The sequence below is a fragment of the Propionivibrio sp. genome (genome assembly GCF_047602565.1).
Classification (GTDB): Bacteria; Pseudomonadota; Gammaproteobacteria; order Burkholderiales; family Rhodocyclaceae; genus Propionivibrio.
On record NZ_JASGGX010000001.1, the window covers coordinates 4,699,405 to 4,719,021 of the forward strand.

26 protein-coding genes are annotated in these 19,617 nt (G+C 64.7%); 1 reads left to right on the plus strand and 25 read right to left on the minus strand.

From position 1 onward, the window contains the following. Positions 1-2 precede the first annotated feature (2 nt). From QM701_RS22190 to QM701_RS22295, 22 genes are all read right to left on the minus strand, one after another. On the minus strand, positions 3-494 hold the full coding sequence (locus tag QM701_RS22190; RefSeq protein ID WP_415169163.1) for a hypothetical protein: 492 nt from the start codon (positions 492-494) through the stop codon (positions 3-5). A gap of 251 nt (positions 495-745) precedes the next feature. Beyond that, on the minus strand, positions 746-1,738 hold the full coding sequence (locus QM701_RS22195; protein ID WP_415169164.1) for a tyrosine-type recombinase/integrase: 993 nt from the start codon (positions 1,736-1,738) through the stop codon (positions 746-748). 642 nt (positions 1,739-2,380) lie between these two features. Further along, on the minus strand, positions 2,381-5,128 hold the full coding sequence (locus tag QM701_RS22200) for a toprim domain-containing protein (protein ID WP_415169165.1): 2,748 nt from the start codon (positions 5,126-5,128) through the stop codon (positions 2,381-2,383). A gap of 239 nt (positions 5,129-5,367) precedes the next feature. Beyond that, positions 5,368-5,628 (minus strand): hypothetical protein, encoded by a 261-nt coding sequence (locus tag QM701_RS22205; RefSeq protein WP_415169166.1) that lies wholly within the window; start codon positions 5,626-5,628, stop codon positions 5,368-5,370. After that, complete coding sequence (locus QM701_RS22210) at positions 5,625-6,035, minus strand: hypothetical protein (RefSeq protein ID WP_415169167.1); 411 nt, start codon at positions 6,033-6,035, stop codon at positions 5,625-5,627. The genes QM701_RS22205 and QM701_RS22210 overlap by 4 nt, the downstream gene beginning before the upstream one ends. Continuing rightward, positions 6,032-6,919, minus strand: coding sequence for a DUF5131 family protein (locus QM701_RS22215; RefSeq protein WP_415169168.1), 888 nt, complete (start codon positions 6,917-6,919; stop codon positions 6,032-6,034). Before QM701_RS22215 ends, QM701_RS22210 begins: the two co-directional genes overlap by 4 nt. Continuing rightward, entirely contained in the window at positions 6,916-8,145 is a 1,230-nt protein-coding gene (locus QM701_RS22220; RefSeq protein ID WP_415169169.1) for a phosphoadenosine phosphosulfate reductase family protein, read from the minus strand. The genes QM701_RS22215 and QM701_RS22220 overlap by 4 nt, the downstream gene beginning before the upstream one ends. Then, complete coding sequence (locus tag QM701_RS22225; protein ID WP_415169170.1) at positions 8,142-8,522, minus strand: ASCH domain-containing protein; 381 nt, start codon at positions 8,520-8,522, stop codon at positions 8,142-8,144. Before QM701_RS22225 ends, QM701_RS22220 begins: the two co-directional genes overlap by 4 nt. After that, complete coding sequence (locus tag QM701_RS22230) at positions 8,519-10,330, minus strand: DNA cytosine methyltransferase (RefSeq protein ID WP_415169171.1); 1,812 nt, start codon at positions 10,328-10,330, stop codon at positions 8,519-8,521. Before QM701_RS22230 ends, QM701_RS22225 begins: the two co-directional genes overlap by 4 nt. After that, positions 10,327-11,142: a hypothetical protein gene (locus QM701_RS22235; protein ID WP_415169172.1), complete on the minus strand. Its 816-nt coding sequence runs from the start codon at positions 11,140-11,142 to the stop codon at positions 10,327-10,329. The genes QM701_RS22230 and QM701_RS22235 overlap by 4 nt, the downstream gene beginning before the upstream one ends. Beyond that, complete coding sequence (locus QM701_RS22240) at positions 11,142-11,474, minus strand: hypothetical protein (RefSeq protein WP_415169173.1); 333 nt, start codon at positions 11,472-11,474, stop codon at positions 11,142-11,144. Before QM701_RS22240 ends, QM701_RS22235 begins: the two co-directional genes overlap by 1 nt. Then, positions 11,474-12,586 (minus strand): reverse transcriptase domain-containing protein, encoded by a 1,113-nt coding sequence (locus QM701_RS22245; protein WP_415169174.1) that lies wholly within the window; start codon positions 12,584-12,586, stop codon positions 11,474-11,476. The genes QM701_RS22240 and QM701_RS22245 overlap by 1 nt, the downstream gene beginning before the upstream one ends. A 215-nt stretch (positions 12,587-12,801) precedes the next feature. Beyond that, positions 12,802-13,179 carry a four helix bundle protein gene (locus QM701_RS22250; RefSeq protein WP_415169175.1) on the minus strand — a complete coding sequence of 126 codons (378 nt, stop codon included), beginning with the start codon at positions 13,177-13,179 and terminating at the stop codon, positions 12,802-12,804. A gap of 26 nt (positions 13,180-13,205) precedes the next feature. Next, the gene (locus QM701_RS22255; RefSeq protein ID WP_415169176.1) at positions 13,206-13,700 is read right to left on the minus strand and encodes a hypothetical protein; all 495 of its coding nucleotides are present in this window, start codon (positions 13,698-13,700) and stop codon (positions 13,206-13,208) included. Between the two features lie 23 nt (positions 13,701-13,723). Further along, entirely contained in the window at positions 13,724-14,344 is a 621-nt protein-coding gene (locus tag QM701_RS22260; protein ID WP_415169177.1) for a hypothetical protein, read from the minus strand. A 91-nt stretch (positions 14,345-14,435) separates the two neighbouring features. Continuing rightward, the gene (locus tag QM701_RS22265; RefSeq protein ID WP_415169178.1) at positions 14,436-14,660 is read right to left on the minus strand and encodes a hypothetical protein; all 225 of its coding nucleotides are present in this window, start codon (positions 14,658-14,660) and stop codon (positions 14,436-14,438) included. A gap of 70 nt (positions 14,661-14,730) precedes the next feature. Then, positions 14,731-14,934: a hypothetical protein gene (locus QM701_RS22270; RefSeq protein ID WP_415169179.1), complete on the minus strand. Its 204-nt coding sequence runs from the start codon at positions 14,932-14,934 to the stop codon at positions 14,731-14,733. A gap of 93 nt (positions 14,935-15,027) precedes the next feature. Next, positions 15,028-15,495, minus strand: coding sequence for a hypothetical protein (locus tag QM701_RS22275; protein ID WP_415169180.1), 468 nt, complete (start codon positions 15,493-15,495; stop codon positions 15,028-15,030). Beyond that, positions 15,492-16,313: a tyrosine-type recombinase/integrase gene (locus QM701_RS22280; protein WP_415169181.1), complete on the minus strand. Its 822-nt coding sequence runs from the start codon at positions 16,311-16,313 to the stop codon at positions 15,492-15,494. The genes QM701_RS22275 and QM701_RS22280 overlap by 4 nt, the downstream gene beginning before the upstream one ends. Further along, a complete protein-coding gene (locus QM701_RS22285) occupies positions 16,313-16,507 on the minus strand; it encodes a hypothetical protein (protein ID WP_415169182.1) in 195 nt (64 codons plus the stop codon). The genes QM701_RS22280 and QM701_RS22285 overlap by 1 nt, the downstream gene beginning before the upstream one ends. Beyond that, complete coding sequence (locus tag QM701_RS22290) at positions 16,500-16,961, minus strand: phage regulatory CII family protein (protein ID WP_415169183.1); 462 nt, start codon at positions 16,959-16,961, stop codon at positions 16,500-16,502. The genes QM701_RS22285 and QM701_RS22290 overlap by 8 nt, the downstream gene beginning before the upstream one ends. A 127-nt stretch (positions 16,962-17,088) precedes the next feature. After that, complete coding sequence (locus QM701_RS22295; protein ID WP_415169184.1) at positions 17,089-17,250, minus strand: ribbon-helix-helix domain-containing protein; 162 nt, start codon at positions 17,248-17,250, stop codon at positions 17,089-17,091. Between the two features lie 115 nt (positions 17,251-17,365). On the opposite strand from QM701_RS22295, the gene QM701_RS22300 reads away from it, so the two are divergent. Beyond that, positions 17,366-18,079, plus strand: a complete 714-nt coding sequence (locus QM701_RS22300) for a hypothetical protein (RefSeq protein ID WP_415169185.1) — start codon at positions 17,366-17,368, stop codon at positions 18,077-18,079. Between the two features lie 19 nt (positions 18,080-18,098). Here the strand turns inward: QM701_RS22300 and QM701_RS22305 are convergent, their stop codons facing one another. From QM701_RS22305 to QM701_RS22315, 3 genes are all read right to left on the minus strand, one after another. Further along, the gene (locus QM701_RS22305) at positions 18,099-18,506 is read right to left on the minus strand and encodes a hypothetical protein (RefSeq protein WP_415169186.1); all 408 of its coding nucleotides are present in this window, start codon (positions 18,504-18,506) and stop codon (positions 18,099-18,101) included. Between the two features lie 94 nt (positions 18,507-18,600). Further along, positions 18,601-19,122, minus strand: a complete 522-nt coding sequence (locus QM701_RS22310) for a hypothetical protein (protein WP_415169187.1) — start codon at positions 19,120-19,122, stop codon at positions 18,601-18,603. Between the two features lie 3 nt (positions 19,123-19,125). Then, entirely contained in the window at positions 19,126-19,617 is a 492-nt protein-coding gene (locus QM701_RS22315; RefSeq protein ID WP_415169188.1) for a hypothetical protein, read from the minus strand.

The window sequence follows — 19,617 nt, forward strand, 5'->3', positions numbered from 1 at the left end:
CGTCACAGTCTATCCCCGTCAGCGATCCGCGAAATGTGACGCAGGCTCACGGATTCACGAAGTTGCCGGTTCAGATGCCACTGAATTTCGAGGGGCCTGAGCCCCTTTCTGGCCAGCGCCTCGATATAGCGGTTTCGCTGGAAGCGTAGATACGAGCGGTACAACTTCAAATTGAGCTGCAGGCGGCCTTCCTTATGGTGTGACGCCGGCTCGGCGTCGAGAATGCGCCACATGGTCAGAAAGGCGTCAACGCCGATTGCTTCGGCCACCTCCAGCCACACGCGCTGAATGCCCATTCGCGCCAACTCGTCGAGGCGCGGATCGGCATTTTTTTTTGCTTCGGGCGGGCGCGCCGAAAATTTCAGTACCGTGCATGTCTCCTGGTACCCACCCCCCGGGGGGGATGGCGGGGGGCAGGCCTGCCGAGCCCCCACCCCTTCCTCGAAGAGGGAGAACTGTGCGTTTTCCTCGATTGAGCTTCGTTTTTCGTTCATCTGTTCCCCCTGTGAATGCCGGTGGTTGCGTGCCTCTACTTCGTTTTATGGCAAAAAGCGCAGTTGTGGGCGCCTATCGATTTAGCCCGATCTTGATAAGAGTTTGCTTATGTAGTGCGACCATACGCCGCCGCCTCATACCACAAGGGATTCATCCCTATCCTTTCTCCACATCTACCCCCTACACAGTGCGTTGTGGGCGGCAATGAGAACCCGGGCGCGGGCATGGCTGGATCCTCCAGGAAGTGGCGCTACTTGTTCAGGCGGGAAAGCAGCTCGCTGACCGGGGTCCTGATCTTGGCCAGCGGGCCGCCTCGATCGAGGTCCTCGAGCTTCTTGCGGGTGGCGAGGTGCGTGTAGATCTTGGTGTGCTTGACGTCCTCGTGGCCCATGAGGTCCTGGCGCACGAGCAGGTCGACGTCGGACTCGGCTAACTCGGTGCCGAAAAGGTGGCGCATGGCGTGCGGGTGCAACTGCTCGACGGGGACGCCGGCCGCCTTACCGTATTGGCGGATCATGTCGCGGATCGATCGGGGGTGCATGCGGCGGGCCTCGCCGATGTACTCGTGCGGCGGGATTGATCGGTTGCCGGTCGAGACGAACAAGACCTGGTCGCCGTCGGGCAGGGTGCGGTCGATGTCCTTGAGCTCGGGGTGCTCGAGGTAGAGGCGCAGGACCATCTCGGCTTCACGCGGCACGGGCACCAGGCGTTCCTTGTCGCCCTTTTCGCGGGTCTTGATGACCATGCGCACCTGGCCCTGGTGCTCGACGCCGGCGAGATTACGCTGGTTGAGCCCGGTCAGGCCGCTGATGCGCAGGCCGCAGCCGATCAGCACCGAGAGGATCGCGGCGTCGCGCACGCCGCGGAAGGTGTTGAAATCCGGCGCCCACATCAGGCGCTCGGCGTTGGTCAGGCTGAGCACGCGCGGCAGTTTCCGGCCGGTCTTCGGGTAGGAGAGGCCGGCGGCGGGGTTGTCGCGGGCGCGTTTGGTGTGGCGCGCCCACTTGAAGAATTCGCGCACCGCGGCGATGTACGGCCGGCGCGCGACGGCCATGACGCCTTGCTTGTGCAGCCAGGGGCCGCAGAACATCTCGAGCTCGTCGGGCTGGGCGGAGAGCAGATCGCGGCCATCGAGGAAGAGCTGCAGGCGGCGCAGCGCGTCGCCGTAGGCCGCCGCGGTGCGGGCGCCGCGGCCCTGGTTGCGCTGCTTGAAGGTCAGGAAGTCCTCGATGATCACAGCCACCACCGCCTCCCTTCGCCGCCGCAGTACTCGCATGGGGTGGAAAAATCTGTCAGCGGGTCGCCGCCGCTGCCGTCACAGCAAGGGCAGATATCGTCCTCGTCGAGGAGCGCAGCGAGGTCGAGTTCGAGGTCCTCAGGTAAACCACACGCAGAACAAGGGGTGGACGCGTGGATGGGGGTGTCCATTGCGCTTATCTCCATGATTTGCAATCAGAAAACGTTCCACGTGTATCCACGGAAAAGGGGTGGAACGGGTGAATAACACGTGGATTAAAAAATAGGCACTCTGGAAAACACGTGGATGCCCGTCTCTCTTCTCCCTGCTCTTCTCTTCTTCTTTTCTTCTTTAAATAGAGAGAGATAGAGAGAAAAAGACACGGACGGCCGAAAAACCGACATGTGGAAAAAACGGGAAAACATGTGGAATATGCGCTGCGACAGGTGGAAAATTGCATGCAACCTGTGGGGCCATAGTTGTACACAATCAAGGACTTAGGCGAGGCTGACCAGGAAATCCACGTGTCAGGTGTACACCGCCCGGCAACCTTTTGGCGAAAACGCCCTGGCCGCCCCCCGCCTTTCTTTGAAGAGCCCGAAGGGCTTAGGGGCGGCAGCTGACACTCTTGGGGGGTGCGGGGGGCGTTCATGCGGGAGCGAGGTCCGTTTCGAACAGGGCGTTGGGCGCCGCGTAGAGGCTGTAGTCGGCCAGCCTGGCCAGGCTGATCGCGGCCATGTGCGCGACGCGGCGCATACCGATGGTGCGCTCGACGCTGTCGTTGATGATCACCTCGGCGTCCAGCAATTGGCGCTTGAAGACGCGGTCGCTCTTGATCGGCAGGGCGTTCCAGGCCTCGCGCAGGGCCGGCGTGCTGGACAGGTGGTGCATGATGTCGCTGGTGCGGATGATCAGGCATTCTTGGTCCGCCACCAGGCCCCACTGATACGGCGCCTTAAAGTTGCTGGTGGCCAGCTCGTTCAGCAGGGTCTCCATGATCCACACCCACGGCTCGCGGTCGGCGCTCGTCTCGTTGATGTGGGCGTTCATGCCGGCGACCAGGTCGGTCGGGAAGTTGCCCTGCTTGACGTCGATGTCCGCGAACTCGCACAACAGACGCCAAGCGGTGAGCAAGGCGGCGTAGTTGCCGGCCATGCGCGTGGCGCCCTCATCAGCCTCGGTGGCGCGGCTCATGCGCAGGCACTGGGCGCGAAAAGCGCTGTAGATCCCGCGGACCTGCGCCGGCGAGAAGCCGGTGAGGAATTCGAGCCACTCGCGGACCGGGAAGCGCGGCAGATCCTCCGGCATCAGCGGCCCCTTGACCTTGAGCTCAGTGCGCACCAGCTTGCCGATAATGTCGCGCATGGGGACGTCCTCGCCGGCGAGCAGCACGGGAGCGGACAACAGGAACTCGGTCATTTCCGAGCCGCGGCGATTGACGGTGTACTGGTAATTCTCCTGCAGCAACGCGGTTGCCTTATTCAGGATTTCCTGGCGTCGCGCCGATATTTCTTCCCAGCCGATCGGATGCGAGGTATGCGATATCGATGTCAGCAGCCGGAATTCCGTCTGCAGTGACTGTCCAGAGAACATGGTGAAGCCGATGCTGCGTTCGAGGCGCTTGATCAGGGTCGACTTGCCCATGCCCTTCTTCGCCTGCATCTGCATGTGGGGCCAGAAACCGAGCAAAACCTTCAAATGCCCGCCAAGGCCCCAAACGAGCGCCAGAAGCGCGGCGGACCGCTCAAATGTATGTTGGTATGCCTCGATGACTTTTCTCGCGTCCTGGCGCGATCCTGAGGGGAAGGTCAGATTGTGGTACGGGCACTGCTGGTCCGGGTTGGTGAAGTAGCAGTCGGGGCCTTCGTTGACGATCAGGCGGCCCTCGCGCCAGCACAGCCCGACGAAGTTGGCGGCGTGCCGCGCGCCGAGGTGGGCGGCGTTCTCGAGGATGTTGATCATGCGCAGGAACTGCGCCTGGTTCCAGACCGGGCCGAAGCGCTTCCAGGTGTCGATGTTGTGCAGCTTGTCGTCGTCGACCACCTTGCGCAGCAGCTGCGCGCCGTGGCGGGTGGTCTGCACGCTGACGGCGAACATGGTGTGCGCCTGGCTGTCCTCGTCGCCGGACATGGTCGCGGTGGCGCTGGCGATGGTGACGCGCGAGATCGAGGCGACGCGGAAACCGGCCAGTTCGGTGTATTCCATCTGCACTTCGCCTTCGGCGCCCGACTCGACCTTGGCCACGTAGGAAGTAAACTCCGGCCGCACGCGGTAGCGCCAGTACTTGAGATCGTGGTGGTACGGCAGGTAGATGCGGCGCTTGACGGCGCGATCGAAGAGCTCGCCGTCGCGGCTGGCCGGCATGCCGGGGATCAGCCAGGGTTCGAGCTTGACCATGTGGCGCTTGAGCACGTCGGCCCCCTCCTTCTTGAGGATGTCGTTGACGTCGTTGTATTGCCACTCTTCCTGATCGACCAGGAGCGCGGAGATGTCCATCGCGGTCAGGCGTTCGTGCAGCTGCCACGCGGCCTTGAGCCCGGGCCGGAAGCCGGCCTGCGCGTGGCCCTCGGGGAAGGGCTCGTCGTTGTCCATGACGATGATCATCTGCTTGCCGCGCGCCCAGGAGAAATCGATGTTGCCGGCGTTGCCGGTGCCGCGGATGGCGAAGGCCGCCGAGTCATACAGGTGGCAGCACTCGATCGAGAGGGCGTTGATCGGGGACTCCACCAGGTAGATCGTTTTGGCGGCAAGCAGCCGCTTGATGTCGCTGGTCCAGCCGTAGCCCTGTTTCTCGCCCTGGCACTGGGTCTTGGTGCCGCCATTGATCGCGGGATTCAGGTAGCGCATGTCGACGGCAACGACGTGGCCGGGGTTCAGGGTCTTGACGACGAAGGCCACCGCGGGGCCGCCGTGGCCGTGCTCGCCGGCCGGCACCTTGGGGCTGACGTAGTCGTTGTAGCCGACGGCGCCCTTCTCGATGGCGCGGCGCGCGACGTCCTCGTGGATGCCGCGCTCGCCGGCGAGATAGTCGATGGCCTTGAGGCGCTCGGCCATGCAGCGGTCGGCAATGAACTCGGCGCGGGACTTCTCGCGCTGCTCGCGCGGCGCCGGCGTGTCGAACGGGATGCCGTAGAGCTCGTGCAGACGCTTGATCGCGGCCGAGGTGTCGCAGCCCTCGACGTACATCACCAGATCGATGCAGGTGCCGCCGCGGGCGGCCGAGTGATCCTTCCAGCCCTGGCTGCCTTTGCGCGTGAAGACGGAGAGCGACGGGGATTTGTCGTCGTGCGCCGGCGAGTGGTAGTTCGCCAGCTTGCCGACGCCGCGCTTCAGGCCGAGCTTCTCGGCCAGGTCGTGCAGGTCGATGCGGGATTTGAGGTCGTCGATTGAGGCCATGAGGCATCCACAGTTCTAATTACAGGAGTTGCGGAGGGTCTTGAGTTCTCTCAGTGCCCCGAGAACATCGCCAGGGTGTCCGAGCTCGGCGAGGAGGGAACGGGTCCGGTCCTCGCGTCGAGCGGCACGAGCGGCGGCAGCGTCGGACCGCTTCTTCTCCGCGCACGGATAGGAACGACCGTCCGCCAGCCAAGGATCGTCGCCGCAATAATTCAGGCAATCGCAGGGTTCGGGCATGATCAATCCCTCTTTTCGCCTTTCTCTCGATCAGTCCATTCCAACCCGGCCCAGATCAAGGACGAGACAAAAACGATCGCGATCGCGTAGAACGGCCAAAATTTGTAGGTTCCATCCGTCCATAGCGCGTCCCACCAGTGCCCGTATGTCAGCCACTTTCCGGACGCGACCATCCAGGCGAGATCGAGGCAGCGCAACAGCCAGGGCCAAAAAATGAAGAACACAAGAACGACAGCGAAGATGGTCCGAGCCACTGTTTTCATTGGTCGCCTCCCTGGTTTTTGGTCTCAACCCGCACGTAACGTACGCCGGACGGATGCGATAGGCGCTCGATCGTTTTCCGCTGCCCCTGGCTGTTGCCGAGGCCGATGAAGTCGAGGGACCAGTCGCGGGGGAACAGCGCAGCGAGCTGGGGCCAGCGGGCATGCAGGCCTTCCTCGAGGATTTCGCGCGCGTCCTCGACCGGCGTGTCGAGCACCGCCCATATCTCGTCCCAGGGCAGCGGGCAGCGGTCGATTACCTCGTTGAGGTTGCACAACACCTGCGCGACGGGGATAAACAGCAGGCCGCCGGCGAAGGGCGCGATCAGATGGTCGAAGGCGCGGTAGACGATTCTTCCGCGGGACAGAGGGGCGACGATTTCGAGGGGAATCAGCGGGTAGTTGATCATCGCTGGACCTCTGGATATCCGTCATGCAGCACGCCGTCAAGCAAGCGGCCGGCGGCTTTCTTACCGACGCGGGCGACGTGGGTGATTGGTCCCATGTTTTCCGTGCTGCCAGCTTCCGTCAGGGTTCGCCCGGAGCGGTCGATCATTTCCCATTTGTGAAACGGCGCGCGGAAGTCAAGATCGCCGCAAAACTCGCCCCACTGTTTGAAGAGAAATGGGATTTCGGAATCAGCGCACTGGTCGCGCAGGCTGCGTACCCAATCCGGATGCATCGGCCGCGCCGAAGGGCCGGACTCGCCGCCGACGACAACCCAGTCCAGACCGAACGCGTCATGCAGACTGCCGCCGATGTAGAACTCCAGGTATCGCTCTACATCGATCGCGCCGAGCAAAGGTTCGGCGCTGATCCAGCGTACGGCGGCCGGGGTCTCCAGCAGCAGCGGAATACGCGCGTCGGCGATTTCCTGATTCTCGACGCTGACGCCGAGCCAGACGTTCGGCAGCGGTATCCAATCGAACTCGGACCACAACAGGAACTGCATGCGTTCCGCCCGCTTGGTCAGAATCTGGAAGGTGTGCTGCGGGCAACGCGCCATGACCTCGAATACTGCGCGGATAAAGTCGACGGGGACATCCTCGTGGAACAGGTCCGACATGCTGTTGACGAAGATCCGCCGCGGCCTCTTCCAGAGCAGCGGCTGCTCAAGCCGTTCCGGATGGCAGCGCATGTCGGTGAAGGCCCGCCCGGCGTAGGACGGCACCAACTTGGTCATGCGCGGCCATTCGCGCTCGGCGTAGCAGTGCTTGCAGCCGGCGCTGATCTTCGTGCAGCCCGTTACTGGATTCCAGGTCTCGTCGGTCCATTCGATTTTCGATTTGCTCATACAAATTCCTCCAGTCCGAAAAGGTCGTGCTGCTCGGCACCGTTGGCGTAGATGGTCACCGGCAGGAAGGTATCGGCGGTCGGTTCGTCGCCGTCCCAGCCTTCCGGCCACGTCTCGGCGGCGATCAGCTCGCGGATGCGGGATTCTTCGATGTCGTCGATGAGCAGGAAGGGTGCGTGCCGACCGGCGGCGCCGGCGTTGATCCGGCGCTGGATGTCCAGCACGCGCTCCAAGGCTTCCGACCGAGCTTCGAGGGTGAGCGGCCCCATGCGCTGCGGGTTCTTACCGATCGACCCGTCTTTCAGGCGCTCGATGCCGGATTTCCTGAGGCGCTGCGCCGGCTCGCGCAGCCAACGGTAGAGCGGCTTGAGTTCGCGCAGCGGCGCAAGGTGCGACCAGCGCGGCATGGCCAGGATCGACTCCAGGGCTTTTTCCTCCTGAGCCAGTGGGCAACCGACACAGCCGGTGCGGGCGTTGACCTCCTCGGCCTCGTCGCCGCCGTAGGCGTCGGCGATGATCTCGGTCGGCCAATCGCCGTATTCGGCGCGGGGCGCCCAATGGCGCAGCCACTCCCATACGTGGCAGACGCGCCAGTGCAGGAGCGGTGCCAGCGTGGCGATGCGGCCGCGCACGCCCTTGCTCTCGGGCAGCACCTGCTGATACCAGCCCTGGCCGCATTCGGCACCGTCCTTGCTGCAGCTCATCTCGATGCGGCGGTCGCGGATCGCGCTCTCGCCCTGGCGCACGCCGGTAAGCACCAGCGCCGTACCGTCGCCGAGCGATTCGGCGATGGCGGCGGTCATCGGATCGACTTTAATCTGGCGCGTGCACCATCGCAGCGTGTTGTTGTTCGGCGGCGGCACGCCGCGGCCGAGCATGTAGGGCATGAAGCGCTTGTCGAGCGGGGCGCGGACGATGCGGAACTCGATGCCTCGCTCGGCCAGGCAGTCCATAATTTCCATGGCGGCGATGGCCAGCGGCGGCAGTTCCTGGCGGGTGTCGGCGTAGAGGACGGTGATGCGCCGGGGCGCTTTGACGAGCCCGGCCGCGATCAGGTAGAGGATGATGGTCAGCGTGGCCGTGCTGTCCTTACCACCGGACCAGGCGATGACCCAGTGATCGTGCGCCGGGCCGTAGGCCTGCAGGCTCTGGATGGTGAGCTCGATGGACTCGGTCATCTGCAGGCGGGCGCCACCTACGAAGAGGGAGAGGTCGCGGACGGTCATGAGACGATCTCCGGCACGTCGAAGAAGCGTCGGCGGCCTTTATATAGGACGAATGGCATTGGCCTCGGATCGCGAAGCACGAAGCCGAAGCGGCCGAAGAACCAGGGCGAGTCCGAGGCCGTCACGCAATCAACGATCTCGACCGAGCCGACGATGCCGCCGCGCTCCAGTTGCTCGATTGGAGGCAGTTCTATCGTTGGGCCGCCGCTGGCCCACAGCGGGTCTTCTCCGTCCTCGTATTCATCCCGCGTCATGCCCTTGCTGGCATGGATCAGCACGCGTCCGCGAATGCGCGTCGGCCAGCCGCGGTTCTCGATGTCCTTCCCGCTGTTCAGGATGTGCCAGGCCCAGGGCTGGCGGATGGATAGGGCGATCATGCCGCACCTCCCTGCGCCACGGAGAGCGCCACCGCAACCGGCCGCACCCAGATCGGCGTGGCCGAGAGCATGAAGGTCTCGCCCGACCAGGCCAGCAGCAGGGTGTGGAACATCGTGCTGGCGATCGCCTCGGCGGCGGCCGGCGGTACGGCGTTGCCGATACGCTCGCGCCAAGCGCTGTCGGAGAGGCCGTCCAGTTCAAGAACCTCCTCGGGATCGACCAGCGACTGGATCGCGGCGAGCTCGAGCGTGGTGAATGGCCGGTGCCAGGTGCCATCGAGGGCGCGGATGACCGCGACCAGCTTGTCGCTGGCCTCCGGCAAGCGCGGGTCGGCCACGGACCAGCGGCCGTTGTCGTGGCAGGCGGCCGACGATACGGCGCCGCTCGATTGCTCCCACTTGCAGACGCCGTAGTGGCCGCCGGTCAGGTAGTGGTCGCCGGGCTGCGGGATGCCGTTCGGGCGGGGGTCTGCAACGGCGTAAGCGCCGGAGTCATCGCTGCTGATCACCGTCCCGGTGCTGCCGCTGAATTTCGCCACGGCGTATTTGCCGAACGGTTTGCGGTCTTGTGGCGGCCGTGGATCGGCCACGCATTGCCCGGAGCCATGCGCGCTGGTGACGGCGACCGCCGAACGCTGCCACGGGACGATACGAAACTCGTTCGAATGCTTGGCCGGGCCGGCGTGCCGCGGATCGGCGACGCAGAACGTGCCCTGCCCGGGCGACTTGATGTTGATGATCGCGCCGGACGTATCTTCCATGCGCATCACGCCGTACTGCGAGTATTCCAGCATGCCTGCCGGCGGACGCGGATCAGCGATCGAGAAGGCGCCGTTGCTCGGGCTCGATCGGCCCTGGATCGTGCCGCTGGTATCCTCCCAGCGCTGCACGCCGAGATAGCCGTGATGATAGCCGGGAACGATCAGGTAGTCGCGCAGATAGCCGTCCTCGACCGCCAGCCGGTTCAGGCTGCGCCAGTCGCTGCCGGCTTCGACGAAGGCCAGCCGGACCCACGTTTTCCACTGTAGCGAAGGAATCCGGTGCATCGGACCGCCGGCGGGATCGCCCGGCAGCGGCATGCGGCCGAGGACGGTGCCGACGGCCTGCAGGCGCTTCTTCGGCGGCTCGTACAGGAACGGCGGCACCTTGGCGGTGTTGCGCGCGACCAGCAGGAAGCGCTTACGGCTCTCGGCCAGCCCGCCGAGCTCGCCGCAGTCGTGCGTCGTCTCGGCCACGGCGTAGCCGTAGGCGCGCAGCAGGTCGCCGATCTGGTCGAGCAGGTGCCGGCCGCGCGTCGCGATCCTGGGCACGTTCTCGAAAACGATCAGCTCGGGCAGATTGTCCTTGAACGCCACGAGCATCAGCCAGACGCCACGCAGCGTCAGGCGGTTGAGCGCCTGGTATTTGTCCGTCTTGCTCCGGGTCTCGTTGAGCAGCCCGGAGAAGCCCTTGCACGGTGCAGAGAGGAAGACGATGTGCGGGAATTCGTGGCCGGCGGCCTTGCGGATGTCCTCGGGCGTGGCCTCGCACCAGCCGGCCGGCGGCTCGCGGCCGTGGAAGGCGATGTACTGCGCGCGGTCGAAGAGGTCCAGCGTCGTGGCCTCGACGCCGACCAGGCGCTTGAAGTCGCGGTTGGCCGCGGCGTCGACGTCGACCGAACCGATGCAGCGCGAGCGCGCGATCATGTTGCCGACGCGCGCCTTGCCACGCATGAAGCCCTTGGCGCCGCCGCCGATAGCGCCGAAGAGGTGAAAATGGCGGATCTCGCGGACGTCCGGCGCAGCGAAGGTAAAGGCGTCGCGTTTCATGCGGCACCGTCCTGATCCTTCGTTTCGAGGGCCGCCGCCGCTTTGCCGGACTGCCGGATCTCGCCGCGCAGGCCATGCAGCACTTCGGTCAACCGTCCGAGCTTAGTGCCATAACCCCAGTCACCGGGAGAGCCGAGGTAGCGCAGCAGCGGCATCAGCTCGGCTTCCATCCGCACGGCCTCGTCGTAGCTCAGCGGCGACGAGCACAGCGCCATGTCGGCGTATTTCGTTGATGCGGGTTTAGTCTGTCGATCGAGAGGGATGCGTGCCGGGCCGTCCGGATCGGTCAACTCCCAATACCGGTCGAGGAAGTACTCTTCCGCCTCGTCGGGTGACCACGCCACGATGCTGTCCGGCAGCGGGTCGACGTGCGCGATGAGGGACCATTCGTCGTCGTGCTCGGGCATCAGGTCGCGCTGCTCAGTGGCCAGCAGGATCAGGTCCGCATGCTTGACCTCCGCGGGGATCTGCGCGGGCAGGCCGAGCTTGCGGAAGATGTCGGCCTGCAGGCGCGCTTCGATGACGCGGTATTCGGGCAGCAGGTTCTTCAGCGGCCGGGTGACGTCGCCGATGTAGGCCTCGACCGCGTCGTGGAAGAGCGCGATCAGGGCGTTCTCGGGGGAGACGACGTCGCTGACCAGAACGCTGTGCTGCGCGACCGAGTAGAACTCGCGGGTGTGTCCGGCGAAGCGGCAGACCTGCGACAGCGCGTGCGCGATGTCGGCGACCTGGACGACGTTGTGCGTCGGGTCGAGGAAGTCGAAATAATGGCCCGAGGCGGTGAGGATGTCGGGGCGGATGGAGATGGTCATCAGAAAACCCCTCCTTCGTCGTCCGAGTCCGGCAGGAAGGACAACTCCTTTTGGCCGAGTAATTCACGCAGCTCGGGCAACTCGTAGAGCGACACCGGACGGGCATTGAACTGCGCGGCGGCGGCCCGGGCGATCGGCTCGGCGACCGGGTTGATGGCGTAGATCGCGCCGTTGCCGAAGAAGCGTGTGTATTCGGGCACGTCGCCGCAGGATGGCACGTTGACGCGCACGAAGCTGCTGCTGCCGATGGTCTGCTCGGTGACGAGCCCGGCGATGCGCTGGTGGCCGAACAGTTCGACGATGCACCAGGATTCGAATTTCGAGTTTTCCATTACGCGGATCTCCTGTAGGTTTTGGTGAGGTTGGTTTTGACGCAGTGCCCGCGCCGGCGCAGCAGGTTGGTCAGCTCGGCGCGGTCGTGGTGGCTGTGGGAGGCCTGCCGGAACAGGCCGAAGTAGCTGTTGGCCGTGGCGAACAGGTCGTCGTCATCGACCTCGTAAACCCGGCAGATGGCTTCGTGGAAGGTGCGCCGGCGCAGGGTGCGGTGCCATGGCTTGACGACCTGGCCGACGAAATCGATGCCGCGGGCGATCGGCTGCAGGACGGTCTTCTTCGGGTTCAGCCGGGCGTGCAGCCTGTCCTGCAGCACGGCCTCCATCTTTTCCTTCGCCGCGTTGAGCCAGTCGGGCGATTCATGGAGCAGAACGAAGTCGTCCACGTAGCGGATGAAGTGGCGGCAGTGCAGGACGTGCTTGGCGAACTGGTCGAGCACGTCGAGGTAGACGTTCGCCCCGAACTGGCTCGGCAGGTTGCCGATCGCCATGCCGATGTGCCCCGGCTGGCTGGCCAGGCGCTTGTGCGGCGGCACGCGCTCGATCAGGCGGGCGTTCCCGCGCAGCTCATAGTTCTGGCGCGGGTCGTGGAACATGATCACCTCGGCGAGCCACAACCACCACGGATCGTCGATGTGCGGGGCCAGCAGGCCCATCAGGATGCGCTTGTCGATCCGGACGAAGAAGTTCTCCAGGTCGCATTTCAGGTAATACGCGGGACGGCTCCAGTTCTGGGTGATGCTGCGCACCTTGGCCTCCAGGCGCTCGGCGGCGTACAGCGTGCCGCGGCCCGGGATGCAGGCGCAGGAATCGGCGATGAAGCGGGCGTGAAAATAGGGCGCGAGGCGGTTGTGCAGAAGGTGATGAACGATGCGATCACGGAAATCTGCTGCCCACACCTCGCGCGGCTTCGGCCGGGTGATGACGAAACAGATGGATTTGCCGGGAGCGTAGCTGCCCTCGGTCAGTTCCTCATGGAGTTGCCACAAGTTGCGTTCCAGATCCTGCTCGAACGCCAGCGCGCTTGCCGTGTTCCGCTTGTTCTTGCGGCAATCGATATAGGCGCGGAGCAGGAGCTCGAAGGAGTAGTTGGATGAATCTGCTGACGGCACGGACGCGGACCTCCGACGAGAGGTTGTTGTTGTTCTGATTGCCGTTGTCGAAGTTCTGGACGAACGCCGTGTGTTCGCACTTTCCACGTCGCCCCGCCGACTGTTCGGCAGGGAAACTGCACCGGACCGGCGGGAGCCGGGCTCCCCGGTATCCGCGGTGTGCATAGCCGTGCCCTCGTGAGGCAGGGGTGCGACCAGATTCATAATGCGCACGGTCATGGGAGCCTTGGCCCCGATGAATCAGACGCGGTTGCTGACTTCTTCAACCAGCCGCCGGCCTGTCTGTTGAGGATGTTCGTCATTTCGATGGCCCTGGCCCACAGCTTCCAGGACACAAAACCTTTGTCGGCACTGACGCGCATCATCAGCGACACCACCTCCAGCCCGCGGAGGACGTTGCGGATGTGCTCGCAACGTTTTTCCCCGCGGCTGGCATTGGCGTAGCCGATCTCCAGGAGCAGGTCGACACACTCGTCATGGACCCGCCGCCCCAGGCTTTGCTTGAACGTGCGCGGCATGTTCAGGTGCACGTCGGCGGCCAGGGTGAGCAGGTCGTACCCTTTCTTGTAGATCGGCAGGTCGGTATGCAGCATGGCTGAAGGACTAAAGGATCAAAGGGTCAAAGAGGAATCTCGCTGACGGCACGGACGCGGACCTCCGACGAGAGGTGGCTGTAGTCCTGACTGCCGCTGACGAAGCTCTGGACGAACGCCGCCTTGCCGCTGAGCGTCTTAGTGAGCAGCCAGTACCAGGGAGACGTCTCGAAGCGATCGCGCAGGTTGTCGAACAGCGTGAGGCCCTGGTGGCGGGTCGGCAGGTGGCTGTCCATATCCGGCTTGACGTTCTCGGCGTGCTTGACGGCGTCCTCGTAATTCATTGCCACCTGCGGATCGTCGTCCCACAGGATCAGGTGCACCAGGCGGTCGCCGGTCTTCGAGAGCGAGACGCCGGCGTAGGTGGCGGCGAGGCCGGGCCACTTGTCGCCGACGGCCGGGACGGCCCGGGGGGCGGACGAGGCCTTGGCGGCGGAGGCAATGGCCAGCGCGGCGAACAGGCCGACCGGCGGTTGCGCGTGGGCCAGGGTGATGTTGACGTTTTCGATGTGAAGTTTCATGTTGGGGGATTCCTGATGAAGGATTAAAGGACTGAAGAACCGAGTTGAATCAGCCTGACGGCACGGACGCGGACCTCCGACGAGAGGCCGTCGTCGCACTGAAGGCCGTTGTCGAAGTACTGGACGAACGCCGTCATGCCGCCGGGGAAAAGAGTCGAAGAGCCGTACCACGCGGCGTCGAACGCCTCCGAACCGCCCGCCTTGAAGGCCTTCAGCGTCGTCTGCGCCGGGTTGTCCTCGGTGTACAGCCAGCCGGGCGGCACGCTGTTGGGGTTCTCGCCGTCGCGCCATGAGCAGCAATTGGGATACGCGGTCGGCTTAAAGTGGCGGTAGCCCAGTTCGAGCACATCGCGGCTGGGGACGAGCCAGTCGCGGTAGCCGTTGATATCCAGCTCGGCGACGCGCTTGGCGGCTTCGCTGCCGGAGGCGATCAGGGCCGTGGTGTTGGCGGCGCAGTCGTGGGGGCTGTACTCGCCCTGAGCGGTCTTGCCGGTGAACAGGAGTCTGGCGATGATCTGTCCGGCCGCTTTCGGCGCCCAAACGAAGCCTTTGTGGGTGCCATTGATGTTGATGACGCCGCCGAAATAGCCGCCGTCGATGAAGGTGCCGATTCGCGGGGTTGCTGAAGGGGTGAATTGGTGCATGGTCGCTCCTAGGTGGTGGTGGGGTGGTCGGGGTGAAGGCAGAAGACTCGTATCCCGTTCGCGTTGCGGCGGACGATCTGCTCCAGCGCGATCAGGGTGTTGAGTGATGCAGCGTGCTGTCCTTGCTGAAACCGGTGGCCTCGGCGCACTGCCGCGCGGTCAGCGGGCCGTGCTGCGAGATCGCGTCGAGCAGCCCCTGCCGCCGGGCGAGGCTGATCGCGTCCCGTTGGGAGTTCGCCAACGCTTCCGCCCGCCGGGCGGCCTCGGCGGCCACGGCCAATTCGAGCGCGCGCATTTCGTCGGCGAAGGTCAGCATGTCTTTCGCCTCCCCGCCGACGACGGGTGGATGAATACGGCATTGATCATGATTTTTCGCTCCTGATGGGTTACTTGCAGGCCGCGCAGCGCGAGACGAGCTGGCTCAGCGCGGAGGGGGTCGAGCGCCGGCCGAGGAAGACCGGGCGCGTCGGGGTGCGGCGGAAGAGGGCGAAGGCCTCGCCCTGGCGGGTGAAGAACATGTTGTGGCGGCTGGCGAGCCGGCGGGCCTGCTCGAGCAGGTCGTCGGGGTCGAGCGGATCGCGCTGTCCCATGGCGGCCTCAATCGCCCGCATACCGGGCGATGCAGGCGCCGGCGAGCAGGCTGACCGGCACGGACAGGACCAGCCAGAGGAGCAGCGCGGTGATCATGCCGCCTTCCTCCGCCGCTTCTCGAAGCCCCAGGTGGCGATCATCCGTTCGAACAGATCGCCGCCGTCGACGAAGAAGGTGTGCGGCTCGCGGCGCGTCTCGTAGCACAGGCGGATGACGTTGAGCGCGTGCTCGAGATTGGGGCCGTCGAGCACGAAGACCAGGCGCGAGGCATCCATCTTCACGCGGTCGCCGTTGTACAGGCTGGCCAGCAGGCGCGCGAAGACGGCGGCGGCGGAGCAGTCGTGGTGCATCGCCCAGTCCATGGCCACCTGGATGGACTTGAGGCAGGTCTGCAGATCGGCGTTGCGCAGGGCCTGGCGCTTGTCCCAGTCGTCCGAATGCATGGCGGCCTGGAACCTTTCGAACTCGGCGTAGCGCATCGTGGTGGTGACCGTGAGCCAGTGATCGTTCTGGCCGTTGCCGTCCTCGAGCGGCTTGACCTCGATCTTGAAGTCGCTCATGCCGCGGCCCTCCCATAGAACGCGCGGCGCAGGGCCGCCAGGGTGACGCGGCCGGCGGCGCCAACGTCGATCTCGTCGAGCGCGGCCTCGACCTCCTCGCGCGGGGTCTGGGTGTAGACGCCGCTGGAACGGATGTCGGCGTGGCCGAGGGCCTTCTGCACCACGCCGCGCGGGTCGCGCGCGGTGCTCGACTGCATGATCGCCATGGCGCGGGTGTGGCGCAGCCAGTGCGGCGAGACGCCCGGGGGCAGCCCTGCCTTCTCGGCCCAGGCGGAGAGGCGCAGCTGGTAGCTGCGCACGCTCATCGCCGTGCCGTGGCGCGAGACGACGAGCGGATCGAACTCGCGGCAGTCGGCGCCGGTAAGCTCGAAGCGGCACTTCAACAAGTCCTGCAGCGCGCGGCGCAGGGCGTCGGTGAGGTAGACGCTGTGGTCCTTCGGCGGCTTGCGCAGCTTGCCGTCCTGCGTGGGCTTGCGGTTCCAGCCCTTGCGGTGCTCGCGCGGGACGAAGAGATAGCCCGAGCGCAGCGCGGCTAGCGCGTCGCCGACGCTGATGTGCGAGAACTCCTGGATGCGCAGCCCGGAATGGCGCAGTGCGCGCACCCAGGCGTAGTCGCGTGCGGCCAGCGGGTCGCCGCTGTGCAGCTTCAAGGTCCAGAGCAGCTTGGTCTGCTCCTCCTCGGTGAGATACCGGTTCATCGTTCGCTCCTGTCCGATCCGGGGAAGTTCGGCCGGCGCGGCGGGATCGATCGCCGACGTGACCGTGGAGAAGACGAGGACGGCGGCCAGGGCCTGCAGCCAGTCGCGGAACGTGGGCATCAACGGTCCTCCTGCGGCAGGCGCCGGGTGACTGCCGGCGCGGGCTTGGTCCAGCCGTAGAGGCGCTGCTCGAGGTCGGCGCGGAAGATGCGGACGAAATCTCGGGCGATGTCCAGCGAAACGCCCTCGGGCAGGTTGTCGGTCAGGTGTTCGAGGCCGGCGCGGCGCAGCGGCTCGGGGAGGGGGTTAGTCATCGACCAGTCCCTCGATGCGGGCCATCGTCTCGGCGATGGCGGCCATGTATTCCTGGCCCTCCTTGCGGATGCGGCCGTAGTCGGCGCGGGAGAAGCGCGCGCCGGAAAGGCCGGCGTTGATGGCCCGGTAGAAATCGCCGCCTTCGTCGCCGATGCGGCAGACCAGCTCGACGAGCGCCGTGTCGGAGACGTTCGAAAGGTCGGGGACCGGGAAACAGACTTCGCCCAGGGTGGCCCCCATGGCGTGCAGGATGCGATGATCCCGGGACACGACCTGCATGCGCACCGAGGTCGCCAGCCAGAGTTTGTGCGTTTCCTGCTCGGGGTTCAGGCGGTTGAGGAAGGTGCCGGGGTTCTCGCCCAGGTCCTGGGCCATGCGCACCGCGCCACCCTTGTTCGCGGCGCCGCCCTTGTAGTCGTGCGCGACGCGATATGCCGCCTCGAAGACGTCCATTGTTGATCGCTCCCTTCCATCAACTTTCTTGTGGTCGGGCGGCGACGGATACTGGGCTTGCGAAGTCCGGCGGTATCCATCCCGCACCGCCGCCGACGGGCGCGCCAACGCCCGCCGGCGGCACCTGTCATGCCGCGGCGCGCTCGCGCTTCTCCATGGCCTTGCGCAGCAGCATGCCGGCAAGGTTGGAAATGGTTCGCTGTTCCCTCTGGGCCAAGGCCTTCAGGCGCGCCTTGTCGCGCGCCGGAAAGTGGATGGTCAACAGGGATTCGCTGCGTTTTTCGCTCATGTGATACCCTCAGCATGTGTAGTACATTGTATGTGCTTGTAAGCACATGAATACATACTAGTGAGCTTATAAACACATGTCAAGCGGTTCCGCGACAAATTTTTTCGAACGGCTGATGGCCCTGCTCGAGGACCGGAAACCCAACGTCTGGGTGGTCGAAACGGGCCTGGACCGGAGCGTGATCAGGAACGCCAAGGAGAAAGGGGCGATCCCCGGCTGGGAGACGCTGTTCGCCATCCGCCGCGCCGAAGGCGTGCGCGTGGAATGGCTGACGGAAGGGCAGGGCGAGCCGTTCGAGGTCTGGCGTTTCGTCGACGAGGATGAGTGCGCCGAGACCCTCGACACGCATCTGCACGACGAGCCATGGACGGTGACGATCGCGACCGACGGGCAGCGGCACGCGGCGGTGCTCAGCCAGCCGATGGAGAGCGAGGTACACGGCCGCGCCGGGCGCGTGACGACGTACCGCTACCTGGCGACCGAGATCCTGCTCGGCGTACGCAAGAAATCGCTCGATGCGATCATGGCGCGGGGGCGGGACATCCGCCTGGCCAAAGTCAGCGCCGAGCGAATTGACGCGATCTACGGCGGACAGGCGGGAACGTACCGCCTGCTACGGGCGCGGGATGCCTGGCTCGGAGATGCGAAACCCATCGACGCCCGGCATGCGATCTTCACGCAGGCCGAGCCGGAACCGCGAGTGCTGACGAACGACGAAGAGCAGTTGATTCAGATCTACGGGAGTCTCGCCGCTGAAAAGCGCGCGACCTACAAGGCGATTGGGCATACGCTTGCTCAACAAGAGCCTTCTGGCGAAGCAGCAGACTGAAACCGTGGAATGAGGAGTGCTACCGCCGGCACATCGGCGTGCCCGACTCCGCAAAGCCCCGCACCCGGGCGAAGCTCGAGCTCTGCCCAGGCTTGTCCATGACGTCGATACGCGCCGTTCCGCTACCCGCGTCCAGGACGTCGACCACCAGCAAGGTCGTGGTAATGCCGCTCAACACGGTGACCTCGATCACGCCCTTCTTCAGGTCCTGGTGGAGATCGCCCTGCACCAGCCAGGTCGAACCGATCGATCCAAACTGGAAACAGCGCCGCATTTCCTCGAGCAGCGAACGATAGGCCGCCTGGTAGTCCTGGCCTACGGAAAAGCTCTTGGGCGCTGACTGTTCCCGGATTTCACGGGCGGTCATCGGCGCACAGCCGGCGACGACGAAGGCCGCGACAACGATAAACGATGATGTGATTTTCATGGATACCCCTTTTTTCAAGGAAGCCTAGCATCGTCGAGCAAACCTCTCAATCGTCGAAACATGCGGCGCGCCACGGCCTTGGTGCGGGTGAAGCTCAAACCGGCCACGCCAGCGCGGGCAGATCGGCCTCGATATCGGCGATCGAGGACGGTACCGGGCGCTCGCCGCTCAGAACTTCCGCTGTCAGGATCTCGCCCTTAGCCCAGGTCTCCGCGGTCTTCACTTTCAGATACCTCGTCTCCGCGCGATACCGCGTGACGATCGCCTGCAGAACGTCCGGCAGCGAAGCGATCTCGGCATCCGTGAGATCGTCGTACTTCGGTCCGGAGCCCACGTTGTCGTAACGCCTGGTCTTTGCGAAATTATCCAGGCGCTTCTGGATCTGCGCCGATAGCCCCGCGATGATCTCGTCGCTGGTCGGCACATGCGGCGCGAATGTGCCGTCCACCTGTTTTTCCCACCCGACCTTGACATTGGCTGGCACACCATAAGTGTTCGGCTGCGGAGGTTCCTCAGGGTCGAATCCGGGAACCACCTCGAGCGGCAGGACGACTACGATACGCTCGATGCCATCAACGAGCCTTGTACTTGCGTATTGCGTGATTTCCTGTTGCATGTTCTAGCCTCCTCCCTCCCCACCACCGCCAGCGCCGGTCTGGGTGACTTGAAAATCGAATATCCCTCCATTGGCGCGCGTAGCTCTACAGAAGTCAGTTCCGTTAGAGTCTCGATGCAACCAAGCTATATTGACCACGGCAGTCATCGGGGCGTTGTTCGATGCAGTACCGGCATACGTGGCGTAATTGACAGAGAAATTCGACGGACTCCAAACGTAAAAATTGCTCCCGTCGTTGCTGCCCCAGACGTACGTCGGTTGACCTGTTTGGCCGGCCCACTGCCAGTTCCCCGCGATATTCGGTGTCGTCGGCTTGCCGGTGATATTTCCCCAGGTCAACGTCGCGACGCCCAGCGCGTTGCGGGCATCGGCGGGTAATCCGGTGGTCCCGAGCAGTCCCGCGAGAAACTCGCGCAACGCCGTGAGGTAGGTTTTGACGTCTCCCTCGCTCGCCGCGGCGTTGGTGGCATTTGATGCCGGTGGCAGTGCGGTCAT